Source organism: Gluconobacter oxydans (genome assembly GCF_006539685.1).
GTDB lineage: Bacteria > Pseudomonadota > Alphaproteobacteria > Acetobacterales > Acetobacteraceae > Gluconobacter > Gluconobacter oxydans.
In genome coordinates, this window is the sequence record NZ_BJNM01000015.1 from 48,273 (window position 1) to 64,607 (window position 16,335).

Annotated in this window: 16 protein-coding genes; 9 read left to right on the plus strand and 7 right to left on the minus strand. The window is 61.0% G+C overall.

Annotated features, from left to right (window positions below):
• Nucleotides 1–55: 55 nt before the first annotated feature.
• Nucleotides 56–949, plus strand: coding sequence for an SMP-30/gluconolactonase/LRE family protein (locus GOX01_RS07905; RefSeq protein WP_011253313.1), 894 nt, complete (start codon nt 56–58; stop codon nt 947–949).
• A gap of 1 nt (nt 950) precedes the next feature.
• On the opposite strand, the gene GOX01_RS07910 is transcribed toward GOX01_RS07905, so the two are convergent.
• Together GOX01_RS07910 and GOX01_RS07915 are read right to left on the minus strand one after the other, a co-directional pair.
• On the minus strand, nt 951–1,958 hold the full coding sequence (locus tag GOX01_RS07910) for a bifunctional GNAT family N-acetyltransferase/(deoxy)nucleoside triphosphate pyrophosphohydrolase (RefSeq protein ID WP_062269863.1): 1,008 nt from the start codon (nt 1,956–1,958) through the stop codon (nt 951–953).
• A 1-nt stretch (nt 1,959) separates the two neighbouring features.
• Complete coding sequence (locus GOX01_RS07915) at nt 1,960–3,132, minus strand: aromatic ring-hydroxylating oxygenase subunit alpha (protein ID WP_081107071.1); 1,173 nt, start codon at nt 3,130–3,132, stop codon at nt 1,960–1,962.
• A 479-nt stretch (nt 3,133–3,611) separates the two neighbouring features.
• On the opposite strand from GOX01_RS07915, the gene GOX01_RS07920 reads away from it, so the two are divergent.
• Nucleotides 3,612–5,825 carry a TonB-dependent receptor gene (locus tag GOX01_RS07920; RefSeq protein ID WP_371858529.1) on the plus strand — a complete coding sequence of 738 codons (2,214 nt, stop codon included), beginning with the start codon at nt 3,612–3,614 and terminating at the stop codon, nt 5,823–5,825.
• Between the two features lie 552 nt (nt 5,826–6,377).
• Here GOX01_RS07920 and GOX01_RS07925 read toward each other — a convergent pair.
• Nucleotides 6,378–7,256 carry an ATP-binding protein gene (locus tag GOX01_RS07925; protein WP_011253318.1) on the minus strand — a complete coding sequence of 293 codons (879 nt, stop codon included), beginning with the start codon at nt 7,254–7,256 and terminating at the stop codon, nt 6,378–6,380.
• Between the two features lie 119 nt (nt 7,257–7,375).
• Between GOX01_RS07925 and yajC the strand changes: the two genes are divergently transcribed.
• The gene (gene yajC / locus GOX01_RS07930) at nt 7,376–7,720 is read left to right on the plus strand and encodes a preprotein translocase subunit YajC (RefSeq protein ID WP_024716829.1); all 345 of its coding nucleotides are present in this window, start codon (nt 7,376–7,378) and stop codon (nt 7,718–7,720) included.
• 89 nt (nt 7,721–7,809) lie between these two features.
• On the opposite strand, the gene GOX01_RS07935 is transcribed toward yajC, so the two are convergent.
• Together GOX01_RS07935 and GOX01_RS07940 are read right to left on the minus strand one after the other, a co-directional pair.
• Nucleotides 7,810–8,418, minus strand: a complete 609-nt coding sequence (locus tag GOX01_RS07935; RefSeq protein WP_011253320.1) for a superoxide dismutase — start codon at nt 8,416–8,418, stop codon at nt 7,810–7,812.
• Between the two features lie 68 nt (nt 8,419–8,486).
• Nucleotides 8,487–9,359 carry an NAD(P)-dependent oxidoreductase gene (locus GOX01_RS07940; RefSeq protein ID WP_011253321.1) on the minus strand — a complete coding sequence of 291 codons (873 nt, stop codon included), beginning with the start codon at nt 9,357–9,359 and terminating at the stop codon, nt 8,487–8,489.
• 80 nt (nt 9,360–9,439) lie between these two features.
• Here GOX01_RS07940 and msrP point away from each other — a divergent pair, with 80 nt between their 5' ends.
• Complete coding sequence (msrP, locus tag GOX01_RS07945; protein WP_011253322.1) at nt 9,440–10,378, plus strand: protein-methionine-sulfoxide reductase catalytic subunit MsrP; 939 nt, start codon at nt 9,440–9,442, stop codon at nt 10,376–10,378.
• Nucleotides 10,378–11,004: a protein-methionine-sulfoxide reductase heme-binding subunit MsrQ gene (gene msrQ, locus GOX01_RS07950; protein ID WP_011253323.1), complete on the plus strand. Its 627-nt coding sequence runs from the start codon at nt 10,378–10,380 to the stop codon at nt 11,002–11,004. Before msrP ends, msrQ begins: the two co-directional genes overlap by 1 nt.
• Before the next feature lie 7 nt (nt 11,005–11,011).
• Here the strand turns inward: msrQ and GOX01_RS07955 are convergent, their stop codons facing one another.
• Together GOX01_RS07955 and GOX01_RS07960 are read right to left on the minus strand one after the other, a co-directional pair.
• Nucleotides 11,012–11,575: a uracil-DNA glycosylase family protein gene (locus tag GOX01_RS07955; RefSeq protein WP_011253324.1), complete on the minus strand. Its 564-nt coding sequence runs from the start codon at nt 11,573–11,575 to the stop codon at nt 11,012–11,014.
• A complete protein-coding gene (locus tag GOX01_RS07960) occupies nt 11,572–12,180 on the minus strand; it encodes a LabA-like NYN domain-containing protein (protein ID WP_011253325.1) in 609 nt (202 codons plus the stop codon). The genes GOX01_RS07955 and GOX01_RS07960 overlap by 4 nt, the downstream gene beginning before the upstream one ends.
• Before the next feature lie 199 nt (nt 12,181–12,379).
• Between GOX01_RS07960 and rpoZ the strand changes: the two genes are divergently transcribed.
• The 4 genes from rpoZ to lepB form a co-directional block, all read left to right on the plus strand.
• Nucleotides 12,380–12,775 carry a DNA-directed RNA polymerase subunit omega gene (gene rpoZ, locus GOX01_RS07965; protein ID WP_024716831.1) on the plus strand — a complete coding sequence of 132 codons (396 nt, stop codon included), beginning with the start codon at nt 12,380–12,382 and terminating at the stop codon, nt 12,773–12,775.
• Between the two features lie 36 nt (nt 12,776–12,811).
• Nucleotides 12,812–15,109 (plus strand): RelA/SpoT family protein, encoded by a 2,298-nt coding sequence (locus GOX01_RS07970; protein ID WP_011253327.1) that lies wholly within the window; start codon nt 12,812–12,814, stop codon nt 15,107–15,109.
• Nucleotides 15,110–15,113: 4 nt separating this feature from the next.
• Nucleotides 15,114–15,587 (plus strand): holo-ACP synthase, encoded by a 474-nt coding sequence (acpS, locus tag GOX01_RS07975; RefSeq protein ID WP_011253328.1) that lies wholly within the window; start codon nt 15,114–15,116, stop codon nt 15,585–15,587.
• A gap of 30 nt (nt 15,588–15,617) precedes the next feature.
• The coding region (gene lepB / locus GOX01_RS07980) for a signal peptidase I (RefSeq protein ID WP_141259245.1) at nt 15,618–16,335 on the plus strand (718 nt) is incomplete at its 3' end.

Sequence of the window (16,335 nt, forward strand, 5' to 3'; positions counted from 1 at the left end):
CTCGCGTTGTCGAGGACAAACCCGCTCCGGACTTTCGTTTTCATCAGGAGGAACCATGACCAGCATCCCGCTTCACCTGCCCGAATGCATTCTCGATCTGCGCGCGACGCTGGGGGAGGGGCCTGTCTGGATTGAGGGTGAAAAAAGCCTGTATTTCGTGGATATCCCCGAAGCGAAAATCCATCGCTTCACACCTGTCAGCGGTGGCCATCAGACATGGTCCGCCCCGGACCGCGTGGCGTTCCTGCTTCCTGTCGCGGACGGGACATTTCTGGCCGGGATGCCGGACGGCCTGCGCCGTTTTGATCCACGCAACGGCAGCTTCTCCGAGCATACGATCGTGGAAGCCGCGAAGCCCCGCAACCGGCTCAATGATGGCTGTGTCGATCCGCAGGGACGCGTCTGGTTCGGCACCATGGACGATGGCGAGGAGAACCCCTCCGGTTCGATCTATCGCGTCGTTCACGACGGCAAGGGGCTGAACATCACCCGTCACGACGAAGGCTATACCGTCTCTAACGGCCCCGCCGTCTCTCCGTGCGGCAAGGTGCTGTATGTCTGCGACAGCCCGGAACAGACGATCTACGCTTTTGACATCAAAGCAGATGGCGATCTCGCAAACGAGCGTGTCTTCGCCCGGCTGGAGCACGGCTATCCCGACGGGATCGTGACCGACAGCGAAGGGACCATCTGGTGTGGAACCTGGGGTGGTGGCCGCGTGGCGCGTTTCAAACCCGATGGTAAGGAACTGCCGCCGATTCCCATGCCCGTCACGAATGTCACGAAAGTCGCTTTCGGGGGCGATGATCTGAAAACGGTTTTCGTGACGACCGCGCGCAAGGGACTGGACGCAGAGACGATGGCGAAAGAGCCGCAGGCCGGCTCCCTGTTCGCCTTCCGCACGGATGTCGCGGGCGTTCCGCAGCAGGTGTTCCGCCTGAACGGCTGACCTAGCCCAGAAGCTCCTGCAGAAGCGGGATCAGGGGAAGGTCAGGATCGGGCATGGCATAGCGGCCGAGATCGGCGGCCGCGACCCATTCCAGCGTCTGGCCTTCGCGCGGGGTGGGAACGCCCCGCCAGCGCCGCACCACGTAAAGCGGCATCAGCAGATGGAACGGCCCGGCGTTCTCGCTGACGAAGGTGAAGGGCGCCAGACAGGCCCCCGTCAGATCCAGCCCCAGTTCCTCGCGCATTTCCCGGATCAGCGCCTGCTCAGGCGTTTCGTCGCGCTCGACCTTGCCGCCGGGGAATTCCCAAAGTCCCGCAAGACGCTTTCCTTCCGGACGCTTGGCGAGAAGGATGCGCCCCTTCGCGTCGAGCAGGGCGGCCGCCACGACCAGCAATGTCCGGGGTTTGGGCGGCTCCGCGACGACCGGGGTGACCTCAGCCGGGGGCGGAGCGGAGACCTCGACTGGCTCCTGCGTTTTCGCAAGGAATGTTGCGCGCGACAGTTCGAACAGATCGATCGGGCAGTCCTGTCCGCGCGAGACGAAACGGCGGCTGGAGGTTCCCGTCTTCACAAATCCGAGCTTTCCCAGAACCGCCGCTGACGCGACATTGTCCTGTGCGGCGTCGGCCGTGATCTTTTCCAGTCGCAGAACCGTCAGCCCCCATTCCACAACGCGCTGACCCGCCTGCGTGGTCAGGCCCTGGCCCCATTCCGTGGGGGCCAGCCAGTATCCGAGCGAGCCGGAACGCCGGTCATCGGAGAGCACGAGCGCGATCGCGCCCAGAAGCGCTCCGTCGCGGGTAATGGCAAAATGATGCGCGCTGCCCTGTGCACTATCACGGCGGGTGGAGTCGATCCACTGTTCCGCCAGTTCGCGGGGATAGGGGAAGGGCAGGCGACTGAGCATCCGGACGACGCTCCAGTCATTGATGAGACGATGGATTGCCGGGGCGTCACCCGGCTGCAGGGAGCGCAGAACGAGTCTCCCTGCCTTGAGTTCTGGTGTCATGTCAGGACGAAGACACCTGATCGCCCGCCGGCTTATCGGCCGGAACGCCACACCGGGCCAGAAGCCTGCGCAGCATGTTGATGACCGGGAAGACTTCCTGGTTGTGGTCGCCGCCCAGTTCGTTCCAGGCTGCTTGTTCCAGCTCCACGATGTCCCGGTCTTCCTTGAAGATCCGCTCCGTGAACGCGACGAGGAACGGCCAGGCAATGTCCAGAACCAGCTTCGCTTTCGGGCGGCGGATCGACAGCAGCCCGAACACTCGGCAGGTTTTCTCTTCAGCGTCCTGCGGCACGTACACGATCCACAGATCCATGACCGGCGGCTCGTCACCGGTTGCGATGCGCAGCGTCTGGTACGGATATTCCGTCCGGATCGTCATGACGTCCTTGTGGGCGTATTTCTCGCTCGCGTCGCGACGCTCCCCGAAGATGAACGTCTCGCCCCAGGGCTGCTTGCCGCCGGTGCGGGCGAAGCTGTAGCGCGCCTCGACCAGCGTGGGCTCGTCCCTGCCGCCGAGGAAACGCGGCTTCATCTGGCCCATCTGCTTCATGTGCATGAACTGATGGTTCATATCCATCAGGTTCTCATGCATGAAACTGTAATGGCAGGCGACCGTCTCACCGAAACGGCGGGTCTTGTATTCGGGGTTGCCCACCGAGCCCAGCTGCGGAAACGGCGTGCTCTCGGCTTTTGCCGGATCGCCCGGGAAGATGAAGATCAGCCCGCCTTCCTCACGGCACGGATAGGTCCGCACACCGTTCGGAAGCTTGCCCTTGCCCAGATACGGCACGTCAATGCAGCGGCCCGAACGGCCATAGGCCCATCCGTGGTAGCAGCACTGGACCGCTTCACCACTGACCTTGCCAAGGCTGAGCGGAACCTGCCGGTGCGCGCAGCGGTCTTCCAGTGCGAATACGCTGCCGTCCATGGGGCGTACGAGCGCGATCGGCTGCCCGGCATAGCGCGTGCCGATGGTCTTGCCGCGCTTGAGTTCACGCGACCAGGCGACCGGATACCAGTAGTCGGGATTGGACAGAACGCGCCGGAGATCCCCGGTCTTGCGGACCACATCTTCCACGGGAGAATATTCACCGATATCCGGGGCGATGACCCGATCCGTGTCCGGAGATGTGCTTTCGGCAGCAGCAGAAGAGGCAGAAATAGTCTGCGACATGAGTATCCTGATCCGTGATGAAACCGCGACGTCGTCTTGTTGGACATCAGCCTAACAGGCAAAGCCCCACCACAGGAAGAGATCATTCTTCACGGACGCAGCGCGTCTTTCCCGCAACATGCGGCACAAAAACCATCTTTTTCGTGTCATTGAAACATCATCTGGCAATGCTGGCGCTTTTCGGGCGATGCAGGCACGTTTAGGAGACCGCTTCCCAAAGTTTATAAATCACAGATTCCGGAGTTTCGGCCACGGTGCGAACCAGATCCCTGCTTCTTTCCTCCATCGCACTGTTTGCAGTCCGTCAGTCAGCCCTGGCTGCGGGTCACCAGCCTCTTCCGGCAGCCGACGATGCGGCGCCGGTCACGGCACATGCCCGCACCCATGCGGCATCGCGCCATGCCACAAACGTCACTCCGACTGCGGGAGCCAAAAACACGCAGACCCGGAACACGCCGGCCCGCCATAAGGCCGAGGCGCTGGAATCCCGTGCAACGGAAAGCGTCGCTGTTACCGGACGTCAACTGACGGGGCGCGATGCCGAGCAGGCCGTCTCCAAGGCCATCATGCGCCAGTATGTCCCGGGAACCAGCGCTTACAAGATGCTTGACCGCACGCCGGGCGTGAGCTTCACCTCTACCGATCCATTCGGAATCGACAGCTTCGGTGCCAATCTCTACGTCCGCGGGTTCTTCATGAACCAGATGGGCGTCACGGTGGATGGCGTCCCCCTGAACGACCAGACCTATCAGTCCGTCAGCGGCATGAGCCTTGCCTCCGCCATCATCCCCGACGACATCCAGTCCATGCGCATGTCGCAGGGCGCGGGTTCAGTCGAGCTGCCCTCAACCAACACGCTGGGCGGGACGATCCAGATCGGCTCCTCGGACCCGGAGGACAAGCGCGGCGGTAAGGTCAGCCAGTCTTTCGGCAGCTATGGCTCGTATCGCACCTATGTCCGTCTGGACTCTGGAAAGCTGAACCCGACCGGCACGAAGTTCTACACCTCCTATGCCCGTACCGATGAAGGCATGTGGATGGGAAGCGGCGACCAGTTCATGCAGCAGGTCGACGCCAAGCTCGTCCAGTCGATCAACGAACGCAGTCGCATGTCGGCCTTCTTCAACTGGTCCAGCCTGGCCCAGTGGAACTATCCGGACACGTCTATCGGGATCCTGAAGAACCTCGGCTGGCGCACGCCGCATCTCTATCCGAATTACGGGCTGGCCTACGGGATCGCCAACGGGACGAGCGCGCTGCCAGCCGGGTACGGGAACGTGCCGGGTATCGATGGCTCCAACATCGCCATGTATGACGGTGGCCAGGCCGAAACCAACTATATGGGCGGTCTGCACTTTGACCTCGCCCTGACCGATCACCTGACCTGGAACACCACGGTCTATGGTCACAGCCAGACCGGTTATTACAGCTATACGGACTCGGACGATCCCTCGCCGAACCGGGCGCCATTCTCTGAAGAAGTCTGGCAGAACCGTCAGGAGCGTTACGGCCTCGACACCAGCCTGCGCTACAAATGGGGCCGCCACACTTTCGAAGGCGGCGTCTGGTACGAGAACAACAACCAGCAGGCAGGGCTGTTTAATTACCAGCAGCCGCTTCTGGGGCAGGGCGCGCCGCTCAAGGCCGTGGGCCCCTATGACGTTTATGGTCCGGCGTTCCTCGAAGGCTACAATTTCCAGTGGACCACGAACGTCATGCAGTTCCACCTGCAGGATAGCATCCAGCTTGCCCAGGGCCTGACGCTGCATGCCGGCTTCAAGTCCATGACCGCCACGACATCCGGCGGTGCACAGTATAACAATGCTGACTGGACAGGCGCCGACGCCCTGCCGAACGGCTCCCTGACGGCCTCACAGGCCTTCCTGCCGCACGTCAATCTGGACTGGCACATCAACCGCCACCACGAGATCTATGTGGACGTGGCCGAGAACATGCGCGCCTATGAAGTCTCGGCCTATGGCGTGGCGAACTCGGTCTATTCCGTGCAGGATCAGGCTACGTTCCAGGCCCAGAAGAAGTCCCTCGAACCGTCCAAGGCCTGGGTCTATCTCGGCGGCTATCGTTACACGTCGAAGTACCTTCAGGCGAACGCCACCGTCTATCACGCCAGCCTGATCCATCCGATCCTGGCAGCCGCTGTCGGTTCCCTGACCAATCCGGTTTCGCAGGTCATCGATTTCGGCCACATCTCCATGACGGGTGCGAACGGTGACATCACAGTCACCCCGATCGACGGCCTGAGCATCAGCAACAACCTGAGCTACAACAAGGGCACGTACGACCGAAATGTCGACACGGTTGGCGGCTATTATGCTCTGGCGGGCAAGAACATCGTCAACTACCCGGCTTGGATGTACAAGGCCGCCATTGCCTATAGCTGGAAGGGCATGACCGCGCATTTCGATGCGAATTACTACAGCCGCCGTTATTACAGCTTCATGAACGACACCTCGATCGGCGGATACTGGCTGGCCAATGCGGGGGCACAGTACCGTTTCGGCAAGCTGAGCGTTCTCAAGGACGTCACGGCAAGCTTCAACGTCTATAACCTGTTCAACACCAAATACATCTCCATGATGGGCGAGAACGACAACCCTGCCGTCGGCGACTATCAGTCGATGGAACGCGGTGCCGTCCGCGAATTCTTCGGCACCATCAGCGCGTCATTCTGACCTGCGGAAGAGGCAGGCGGCTTCGGCCGCCTGCCTTCATTGTCTGGAGAAAGCTAGCAAAGCTGCCGGGTCAGGGTCATCGGCGTTTCGTCCCGTCAGACATGCGCGCGCCTTACTCACAACACGTCTGCCCCGGCTCACAGTGCGTCGGAACAACTGCCGCAGAACGAGGATATTTTTCCCTGCTCCCGTCAGCAGCATCGCGAACGCAAGGCTGGACGCCGCTTCGACGAAGGACATCCCTTCAAAACTGGTAGCGAAACCAAGAACATCCGGAGCTATCTGTAGGCTTGCAGCAAAACCATCATGGCCCAGTAGCCACGTGGCACAACCCACAAGCAGAAGAGTTCCCAGCGCAAGAATGCCGGCAGTGTAGGGGAAACTCTCTCACCCATTTGCCGGGGCGCGTCATAAGCCGATCACGACAGATTCTGCCGATAGATGTATCTGGAGCCGCATAAGCCAGAAAAAATGCGGCGATTATCATCAGGATGATCATATTGCTACTCTCGTGCGTTCAACGTCTTGTGCGAGCACAAACAGCCGTAAAATTCAGGCATCCTGTTCGGGTGTTATACCCAGTTCGGCACTCAGATCGCTGATGAACTGCGAGGCCACGCGACCCGAGCGGCTGCCGCGCGCCATGGCCCATTGCAGGGCTTTCCGGCGGAGTTCATCGCGCGGAACCGGCAGCTTGTAATAAGCCGCATAGGCTTCGACGATCGCCAGATAATCGTCCTGCGTCGCACCATACAGCCCGATCCACAGGCCGAACCGGTCCGAAAGCGAGACCTTTTCCTCAATGGCTTCGGATGGATTGATCGCACTGCCCGTTTCATTCTCGATCATGTCGCGCGGCATCAGGTGGCGCCGGTTCGACGTCGCATAAATCAGGACATTTTCCGGCCGGCCACCGATCCCGCCATCGAGAACGGATTTGAGCGACTTGTAGTCCGCATCCTGACTCTCGAACGACAGGTCATCACAAAACAGGATGCAGCGGCGCTTCGTGGTGCGCAGGACGGCCAGCAGCTTCGGCAGCGAAGACAACTCGTCCCGCTGGATTTCGATCAGTGCGAGTGTGTCACCGCCCTTCGCCCGCTGCTCCCCGTTCACGGCCGCAACGGACGCCTTCACCAGCGAGGACTTGCCCATCCCGCGCGCGCCCCAGAGCATGACATTATTGGCGCTGAAGCCTTCCGCGAAATGCCGGGTATTGGTCATGACCTGATCCATCTGCCGCTTCACGCCCTGAAGCAGCGACAGCGGCACTCCCGAAACCTTCTCCACCGGGGTCAGAACGCCCAGAGCGGCCTGCCACAGAAAGGCGTCATGCTTGTGCAGGATGTCCGCACTCGGCGGGGGCGGGCTCATCCGCTCCAGACTGTCGGCAATACGTTCGAGAACACTAAGTAAAGCATGGTCGGTCATGGAAAACGGTCCCGGAACGAAAGGGGTTGAGATCAAAAGACATCGGCGCCGTGCTTGACGGGCAGCCCCCGGACGATATGGTCCCCGCCAGCTTCACTCAAGACTGGACCCTTACATCCATGAGCAGTCTGTTCATTTCTTCCGCCCAGGCCGCCGATGGTGGTGGCCTGCTGTCCAATCCGCAGGTGCTTCAGTTCGCCCCGATGATTTTCATCTTCGTGGTGTTCTATTTCCTGCTCATCCGCCCCCAGCAGCAGCGCGCCCGCAAGCTGCGTGACGAGCAGGGCTCCCTGCGTCGCGGTGACCGGATCGTAACGGCAGGCGGTATCGTCGGCGTCGTGCAGGCGACCCGTGATGACAGCGACGAAGTGGATGTCGAGATCGCCCAGGGCGTGCGTGTGAAGATCGTCCGCAGCACGATCACGAACATCATGCCGCGCGACAAGCCCGCCAACGATTCCTGATCCGGTCTTCCAAAAGGCCCGTTCATGAAAAACGCCCCGCCGGGAAAACCGGACGGGGCGTTTTTTTATTCTGATGAACCCGGAAGGGATCAGGCAGACTTCAGTTCGGCTTCCGCGAACTCGTAGTTGGCGAGCTTGTCCAGATAGTTCGTGATGTAGTCCGGACGACGGTTGCGGAAATCGAGGTAATAGGCGTGCTCCCACACGTCGAGGCCCAGCAGCGCCTTGCCCTGACCTTCGGCCAGCGGGTTGGAGCCGTTTGCCGTCTTCGTGACAGCCAGCTTGCCGGACTTGTCCAGCACCAGCCAGGCCCAGCCGGAGCCGAACTGCGTCGTGGCAGCCTGCTTGAAGAGCTTCTTGAATTCTTCGACGGAACCGAAGTCTTCAGCGATCTTCTTTTCCAGACCGGTCGGGATCTGACCGCCCTTGGGGGACAGGTTCTTCCAGAACAGGATGTGGTTCCAGTGTTGGCCTGCATTGTTGAAGACCGGAGCGATCTCTGGCTTGCCGTAGGAGAACGCGATGATCTCCTCAAGCGTCTTGCCAGCCAGTTCCGGCTTGCTTTCCACGAAACCGTTCAGCGCCGTGACATAGGCCTGATGGTGCTTGTCGTGGTGCAGTTCCAGCGTTTCCTGGCACATGCCGGCACCGGCGAGGGCGTTTTCTGCGTAGGGCAGGGGGGGAAGTTCGAAAGCCATGATGTCACTCCTTGGCAGAATAAGACGAGGTGACCGCCCTCAGGGGCGGCCGCTCCCGCATATCGTTCTCATTTATGGGGAAGATTGGCAACGCTGTGTTCCATCGCACCGATGAGGGCCGAGTAGTCCTCATTCGCATGCAGACGGTTCGAAAGGGCCAGCGCCTGATCGGCAACCGCCATGCCGGGCATGAACGCGCCAACCTTGCGCCCGGCATCCAGCAGAAGCCCCATATCCTTGGACATGAGCCGGGTCGGGAACTGGGACGGGAATTCGCGGTTCTGCCCCATCTTCAGCTTGCGCTTGTGGTGCGGACTGACAACAGCTACCTGCTGAAGCGTGTCGAACACGACATCCCGGTCCAGTCCTGCGGCTAGTCCGTAAGAGACGCCTTCCGCGATGACGTTGAGCGTCGCACCCATCACACCATTCACAACCAGCTTCAGCCGTGCAGCCGAACCGGCAGGCCCGGCGTGGATCGTTAGCTTGCCGATGACGTCCAGCACCGGCTGCGCACGCTTGACCACGGCTTCGTCACCGCCCACGAGCATGACCAGATCGCCGGTCTCGGCTTCAGGCGTGCTGCCGGACATGGGGGCATCAAGCAGGGAAAACCCATGTTCGACAGCAAGGCTGGCAAAGGCGTCGGCCTGATCGGGGGAGACGGTGGAGGTATCGAGAACGAGCTTGCCGGGTGTCAGGGCCGCAAGTGCCCCGTTCTCGCCATGCAGGGATTCGTTTTCCGCCGCATCATTCGGCACACAGAAGATGATGATCTCGGCCGCTTCGGCAATCGCACGGGGCGAGGGGAGCATTTCCGTCTCGTCCTTGCCGCCCGACGGGGCATAAGCCACCACCGGATAACCGGCTTTCCGAAGATTGGCCCCCATACGCTGGGCCATGGCGCCATAACCGATAAAACCGATCTTTGGACTCGACATGGAAACTGGCTCCTTGTGATGCGTTGCAACAGACTCACGCATCATAGGTGCCAGAGTTTCGCAGAGTCCGGAAATTGATCATGGCGCTTTTTCGCTATCCCCGCCCCCTGCCATCCGAAATCACGCCGAGGGACATGTATCTCTCGCGACGCAGCCTCATCGGCGGTGCGGCAGCGCTGGGCGCAGTTTCCGCTACTGCTGACGCAGCAACACTCCAGACACATCCGGGGCCATATTCAGGAAACCTTACGCCTACGCCACACGAAGACGTGACGCATTACAACAACTTCTACGAATTCGGCATGGGTAAGGCTGACCCCGCGACTCAGTCGCAGACTTTCCATCCTCTGCCATGGACGCTCGAAATCACCGGCCTCGTTCGCAAGCCGGTCCGTCTGGATGTGGAGCAGCTACTGCGTTCCCCTGCGATTGAGGAGCGCATCTACCGCATGCGCTGCGTGGAGGCGTGGTCCATGGTTATTCCCTGGGACGGTATCCCGCTTGCCACGCTGCTGAAGGATGCCGATCCCGATCCCCACGCCACGCATGTCGCTTTCGAAAGCATCGTGCGGCCTGCCGAAATGCCCGGCCAGACCGAAGCCCTGTCTGGCATCCAGTGGCCGTATGTCGAAGGTCTGCGTCTGGATGAGGCCATGAACCCGCTGACTCTGCTGGCGCTTGGCATTTACGGTGAAACCCTGCCGAACCAGAATGGTGCGCCCCTGCGGCTGGTCGTACCCTGGAAATATGGGTTCAAAGGGATCAAGTCGATCCAGCGCATCCGCCTGCTGGACCACGAGCCCCCGACAACGTGGAACAGGCTCGCTCCTGACGAATACGGCTTCTACGCCAACGTCAATCCGCAGGTCGATCATCCCCGCTGGAGCCAGGCGACCGAGCGGGTCATCGGAGCGCGTTCCCTGTTCGGCGCCACACGGCAGCCGACCCTGATGTTCAATGGTTACGGGGAGCAGGTCGCAGATCTTTATCGTGGCATGGATCTGCGGAAAAACTTCTGATGCGGGCACGCCTTACGCCTGCCGTTTCAGAGATCCCGGGCGTTCTGAAACGGCACTGGCGCCTGGTCCTGTATCCGGTCGGCATGATCCCGGCAGTGTGGCTCGTCTGGCAGGGGCAGCATGGCGCGCTCGGTGCCGACCCGGTCAATGTCTTTGAACGCTCGCTGGGTCTGTGGGCGTTCCGGTTCCTGCTGGTCTGCCTCGCGCTTGCGCCGCTGAGGCGCTTCACAGGCCTGAACCTGCTCCGATACCGGCGCCTGACGGGCCTGCTGGCGTTTTTCTATGCCAGTCTACACCTGCTGGCCTATGTCGGCCTTGATCATGGTTTTGACTGGTCAGTCCTGTGGGTGGACATGACGCACCGCTATTTCATCATTCTGGGAATGAGTGCGCTCGTCCTGCTCATTCCGCTTGCCCTTACGTCCAATGCCCTGTCCATGCGTCTGCTCAAGCGGCGCTGGAAATTTCTGCACCGGCTGATCTATCCCGCAGCAATTCTGGCGGGCATCCACTTTTTCCTGTCCTTCAAGACCCTGAACAGTGTGTCCGCTCCTTATCTCGCAGCCCTGGCCCTGATTCTGCTGAGCCGTTTCCTGCCGCGTTCACGGACAGGAAACGGGGTCTAGTCACAAGTTAGGCTACCGGCCGCAGGGCAGCACGGATTTTCGGAGAGAGTTCCGTCAGGGCCGAGCGCCGCTGCGTCAGCATGTCAGCCGGGATGGGGCGGGTCGGGAAGTGACATCCGTCCGCCAGAAGCAGCCCGTCCGGCAGATGGGTGATTTCGCCGGGCCGGAAATCAAGCCGCGAAAGCGGAATTCCGCACGCCCCGAGCACGGCGATATGCGCGCTGATCCCGAGCGTCAGGACCAGCTTCAGCCTGTGCATGTTCTGCAGTTCGGTACACAGGGCCGCGCTGCACTCCTCAAGTTCGGAAGGAAGGGCCAGCGGCTGGGGAGAGAGGAGCTGCATCACGGTGGTGATACGCCCCACGATTGCGTCCGGCGATGCGGGCACTGCATCGAAAACGATATTGTTGGCCCGCAGAAAGGAGCCCAGAGTCTCCACGGCGTCTTCCGGATCGAGGCACACAATCAGCATCTCGGCTGAAAGTGGCCCAATCCCTGAGCGCCCCCCTTCCGAAGCGGGAAGAGGCGGCGGCGGGGAAGCGGTCGGTCCGGTAGAAGCCCGAAGTGTCATGAATCGCTGGTCTCGTCACTGTTGATGTCGGCAGGATGACGGACAGGTCCCTGTCTGGGGGGATTGCGCGGTTCCGCCTGACGGCGCGTGAACGAAGGCGCAATGTCGGCCAGTTCCACGAACAGGTCAGCCTGACGGCGCAGGTCGTCCCCGATCATGAGGGGCGTCGAGCGCATCGAGGAAATGACCGTAACCCGGACCCCGCGCGCCTGTACCGCTTCCACGGCGCGTCGCAGGTCGGAATCACCGCTTACGATCACGGCGTGATCGAGGCGGCTGGCCTGTTCCAGAAGATCCACTGTCAGTTCGACATCCATGTTTCCCTTGATACGCCGTCTTCCTGAATGATCCGTAAACTCCCGGGCATTTTTCAGCACGAGGTGGTAGCCGTTATAGGCCAGCCAGTCGGTCAGGGGACGAAGGGGGGAATAGTCGTCCGTTTCGGGCATTGCGGCGTAATAGAAGGCACGCTGGAAAAGGCACTGGCTTTCAAACAGGTTGCGCAGACTGCGGAAGTCGACTTCAAACCCCAGATTGCGGGCTGCGTGATGGAGGCTGGCGCCGTCGATGAAAAGGGCTGTGCGTTCGTTCTGGCGCAGAAGCATAATGGTAATCCTGGTATGTAAAATATGTTTCCCTGTACGACAGGGGCAGAGGCTGCCTTCCAGCTGCGAACGAGCTTGGATGCACTCAGGTTCAATTCCGGAGGTGAGGCAGGTGCGGATTGCAATCGCATGAACCGCATGTTATTGCCAGCATTCTCTCTTATTTTATTCCTAGTCTTACCCGAAGGGGGCCTGTCGCATGGCGCGCGTAACCGTCGAAGATTGCATCGAGAAGGTTCCTAACCGTTTCGAACTGGTTCTGCTTGCTGCACAGCGTGCACGCGGCCTGTCGCGCGGTGAGGAAATCCGTCTGGATCGTGAAAACGACAAGAACACGGTCGTTGCCCTGCGCGAAATCGCCGAAGACAAGGTGAGCCTGCCGGTCCTGCGCGAAGGCATCATCCGCTCCCTGGCCCGTGCGCCGGAGCCGGAGCCTGTCGATGAGGAAGTGCTGGATCTCATCCCGACCGACCAGAACATCTTTGGTCTGCAGGATGTCTCTACCGAGGAAGAGCACGCCCACATGGCAGAGAACATGTCTGCTGACGAGGCTGCCGCGATCGAAGCTGAACTGGGTGGCCGGGGTCGTCGCTGATTTCTGCCCAATTCCACTGAAAGGGGGATATGCTTCATGCCTGATGCATCTTCCCCGACTGCGCCCCCGCCCGTAGCGAGCGGGGACTTCAAGCCGTCCATTGCCGGACTGCTCCGACGGATCGAAAGCTACGATCCGTCCGCCGATCTGACCCGGATCGAAGCCGCCTATGATGTCGCCGCAAACGCCCATAACGGGCAGCGCCGCGACAATGGCGATGCCTACATCACCCATCCCATTGCAGTTGCAAACATCCTTGCCGGTTTCCGCATGGATGCGACTTCGATCATGGTGGGTCTGCTTCACGATACTGTCGAAGATACCGGCGTTTCCTGTGACTCGCTGAAAGCCCGTTTCGGCGAGGATGTCGCGGCTCTCGTTGATGGCGTGACGAAGCTCACCCGGCTTGAACTCCAGTCCGATCGCACCAAACAGGCAGAGAACTTCCGCAAGCTCGTTCTGGCCATGTCGCGGGATATCCGCGTTCTCATCGTCAAACTGGCCGATCGTCTGCACAATATGCGCACGCTGCATTACGTGCAGCGGACCGACCGTCGGCAGCGTATCGCCCGCGAGACGATGGATATCTATGCGCCTCTGGCCGAGCGCATCGGTATGGATCGGGTCAAGACGGAGCTTCAGAACCTTTCCTTCGCCCAGCTTGAGCCCGAAGCCGACGCGACGATCCGTGCCCGCCTGAACTTCCTGCGGGGGCAGGGGGCAGATGTCATCGAGCAGGTCCGTCAGGAACTGATGGCTCTGTGCGCCGAAAGCGGGATCGACAAGGTCGAAGTGACGGGGCGCGAGAAATCGCCCTATTCGATCTGGGAAAAGATGCAGCGCCGGAACGTGGCGTTCGAGCAGCTCTCGGACATCATGGCGTTCCGTCTGCTCGTCCCCACACGCGACGCCTGCTACATGGCGCTGGGTGCGATTCACGGCGCCTATCCGATGATCGCCGGGCGCTTCAAGGATTATATTTCCACGCCCAAGGCCAACGGATACCAGAGCCTTCATACCGGCGTGACCCTGCGTCATCCGCGCAATCAGAAGATCGAGGTCCAGATCCGGACTGCTGAAATGCACGATCTGGCTGAAAACGGCGTGGCGTCGCACTGGGCCTATAAGGAACACGCAACGCCGAGCGAGCGTGAAGCCGCGGCCCTGTCTTCGGCTTTCGGTGCGCCGACCCGCAAGCTCCGCTGGGTTCAGGATCTGCTGGAAATCCTCGAGGACAGTCAGGCTCCCGACGAGTTCCTCGAAAATACCAAGCTCGAACTCTATCAGGACCAGGTTTTCTGCTTCACCCCCAAGGGGCAGCTGATTTCCCTGCCGCGCGGCGCAACACCCGTCGATTTCGCCTATGCCGTGCACAGTCAGGTCGGCGACACCTGTGTGGGCGCGAAGGTCAATGGCCGCCTGATGCCTTTGCGGCACGAACTGCAGAACGGCGACCAGGTCGAGATCATGACGGCCCGTGGCGGCACGCCGTCCCCGTCCTGGGAGCGGTTCGTCGCAACCGGTAAGGCCCGCGCCCGTATCCGGCGTTTCGTGGCGCAGCAGCAGCGTCAGGTGCATCTGGATAACGGCCGCGCCGCCATCGCCAAGGCGTTCCGTCAGGAAGGCGTGGACGGGTCCGAAAAAGTCCTCGACGGGATTCTCAAGGAACTGCGTCAGGCTTCGGTGGAAGACCTGTACGTCTCGGTCGGAAACGGTCAGCTCGGTCCCAAGGATGTGGTCAATACGGCCTATCCGGAGCTGCGTCAGAGCGTCCGCGCGCCGAGAATGGTGCCCGGGCTTTCTCCACGTTTCGGTCAGTCCCTCATGCTCGGCGCAGGGCATGCCGGCTCCAAGAATACGGCGGCCCATTCGGGAAGCACGATCAAGGGAATCGGCTCGGGCATCGCCATCAGCTTTGCCGGCTGCTGCCGCCCGCTGCCGGGTGATCCGATCGTCGGAATCATCGCTCAGGGCAAGGGGGTCACGATCCACCGTCGGGGCTGCCAGAACCTGTCCAGCTTCGCCGATACGCCCGAGCGTTTCCTGGAAGTGGACTGGGATTACGAAGCTCTCGGCCGTCGTCAGGGCGCCGAGCCCTATACGGCCCGCCTGTCGGTCGTGGCCGCTAACGAACCCGAAGTTCTTGCCACGCTTACCAATGTGGCCGCCAAGCACAATGGTAGCGTCATCAACCTCAAGATCGTCAACCGGCAGCTCGATTTCATGGAAATTCTGGTCGATCTTGAAGTGAAGGATCTGCGTCACCTCTCCTCCATGATCGCGGCGTTCCGGACAGCGGTGGGCGTCATGCAGGTCGAGCGCGCCAAGGGATGACGTCATGATCCTCGGCATGGGGACGGACCTGTGCATGATTTCGCGCATTGAAAAAAGCGTCGAACGCTTTGGGGACCGTTTCCTGAATCGCGTTTTTACCGAAGCCGAGCGCGCCTACGCCGATCGTTTTACGGGGGCTGCGCGCATGGGGAGTTACGCCAAGCGCTGGGCGGCCAAGGAAGCCTGCGCCAAGGCTCTGGGAACGGGCTTCGCGAACGGGGTCCTGCTTCAGGATATCGGAGTCTGCAACGGCCCGGGCGGGGCGCCGGAACTCCTGCTTTCAGGCGGGGCGGAAGAAGCCCTGAAGCGCCTGACCCCCTCAGGGCAGGAAGCCCAACTGCTCGTCAGTATGAGTGATGATCCGCCCTTTGCCCTTGCGCAGGTCATCATACAATCCGTCCCCTTGGCGGGTGTGCAGTCCGCTCCGCAAGCATCCGTCCGGATTGAACCGCTCGCCAATGCCGCCAAGCTGCGTTAAGAGCGTCTCATGACCAAGGAGAACAGGCCCGTGCAGGGTTCAGAAAGTGCCGGCGACAAGCCCGCGCGCCGCGAAGAGACGCTTGGCGAAAGCATCCGCTATTTCTGCGTGCTGCTGCTGGCCGTATTTGCTGTGCGATCCCTCGTGGTGGAGCCTTTCAACATCCCGTCCGGCTCGATGATCCCGACGCTGCAGATCGGCGATTTCGTTCTGGTCTCGAAGTTCAGCTACGGCTATTCGCGCTTCTCGTTTCCGTTCTCGCCGAATGTCTTCAGCGGCCGGATTCTGGGTTCTGAACCCCATCGCGGCGACGTTGCGGTCTTCCGTTTCACGCGTGATACGTCCGTGGACTATATCAAGCGCATCATCGGCCTGCCCGGCGACCATATCCAGGTCACGGGCGGCAAGCTGATCCTCAATGGTATCGAAGTCCCCCGCACGGCGCTCGGTCACTACGAAGTGCTGGACGAGAACAACCGTCTCCTTAGTGGCGACCGCTATCGCGAAAGCCTTCCGGGAAGTGCGGGTCGTCCCCCTGTCGAGCATGACATCCTCAAGCTGACGGATGAGGGATTCGCCAACGACACGCCCGAATATGTCGTGCCGGAGGGCTCCTTTTTCGCCATGGGCGATGACCGTGACGACAGTGCCGACAGCCGTTTTCAGGGCGATGGCCCGGATGATCTCGGCTTTGTCCCGATGCAGAACCTTGTCGGTCGCGCGCCCATCGTTCTGTTCTCCATGGATA

Excerpts from the sequence above, each read along its gene's own strand:
- GOX01_RS07905 (WP_011253313.1), top strand. The coding sequence starts at position 56 with ATGACCAGCATCCCGCTTCACCTGCCCGAATGCATTCTCGATCTGCGC.
- GOX01_RS07910 (WP_062269863.1), bottom strand. The coding sequence starts at position 1,958 with ATGACACCAGAACTCAAGGCAGGGAGACTCGTTCTGCGCTCCCTGCAG.
- GOX01_RS07915 (WP_081107071.1), bottom strand. The coding sequence starts at position 3,132 with ATGTCGCAGACTATTTCTGCCTCTTCTGCTGCTGCCGAAAGCACATCT.
- GOX01_RS07925 (WP_011253318.1), bottom strand. The coding sequence starts at position 7,256 with ATGACCGACCATGCTTTACTTAGTGTTCTCGAACGTATTGCCGACAGT.
- yajC (WP_024716829.1), top strand. The coding sequence starts at position 7,376 with ATGAGCAGTCTGTTCATTTCTTCCGCCCAGGCCGCCGATGGTGGTGGC.
- GOX01_RS07935 (WP_011253320.1), bottom strand. The coding sequence starts at position 8,418 with ATGGCTTTCGAACTTCCCCCCCTGCCCTACGCAGAAAACGCCCTCGCC.
- GOX01_RS07940 (WP_011253321.1), bottom strand. The coding sequence starts at position 9,359 with ATGTCGAGTCCAAAGATCGGTTTTATCGGTTATGGCGCCATGGCCCAG.
- msrP (WP_011253322.1), top strand. The coding sequence starts at position 9,440 with ATGGCGCTTTTTCGCTATCCCCGCCCCCTGCCATCCGAAATCACGCCG.
- msrQ (WP_011253323.1), top strand. The coding sequence starts at position 10,378 with ATGCGGGCACGCCTTACGCCTGCCGTTTCAGAGATCCCGGGCGTTCTG.
- GOX01_RS07955 (WP_011253324.1), bottom strand. The coding sequence starts at position 11,575 with ATGACACTTCGGGCTTCTACCGGACCGACCGCTTCCCCGCCGCCGCCT.
- GOX01_RS07960 (WP_011253325.1), bottom strand. The coding sequence starts at position 12,180 with ATGCTTCTGCGCCAGAACGAACGCACAGCCCTTTTCATCGACGGCGCC.
- rpoZ (WP_024716831.1), top strand. The coding sequence starts at position 12,380 with ATGGCGCGCGTAACCGTCGAAGATTGCATCGAGAAGGTTCCTAACCGT.
- GOX01_RS07970 (WP_011253327.1), top strand. The coding sequence starts at position 12,812 with ATGCCTGATGCATCTTCCCCGACTGCGCCCCCGCCCGTAGCGAGCGGG.
- acpS (WP_011253328.1), top strand. The coding sequence starts at position 15,114 with ATGATCCTCGGCATGGGGACGGACCTGTGCATGATTTCGCGCATTGAA.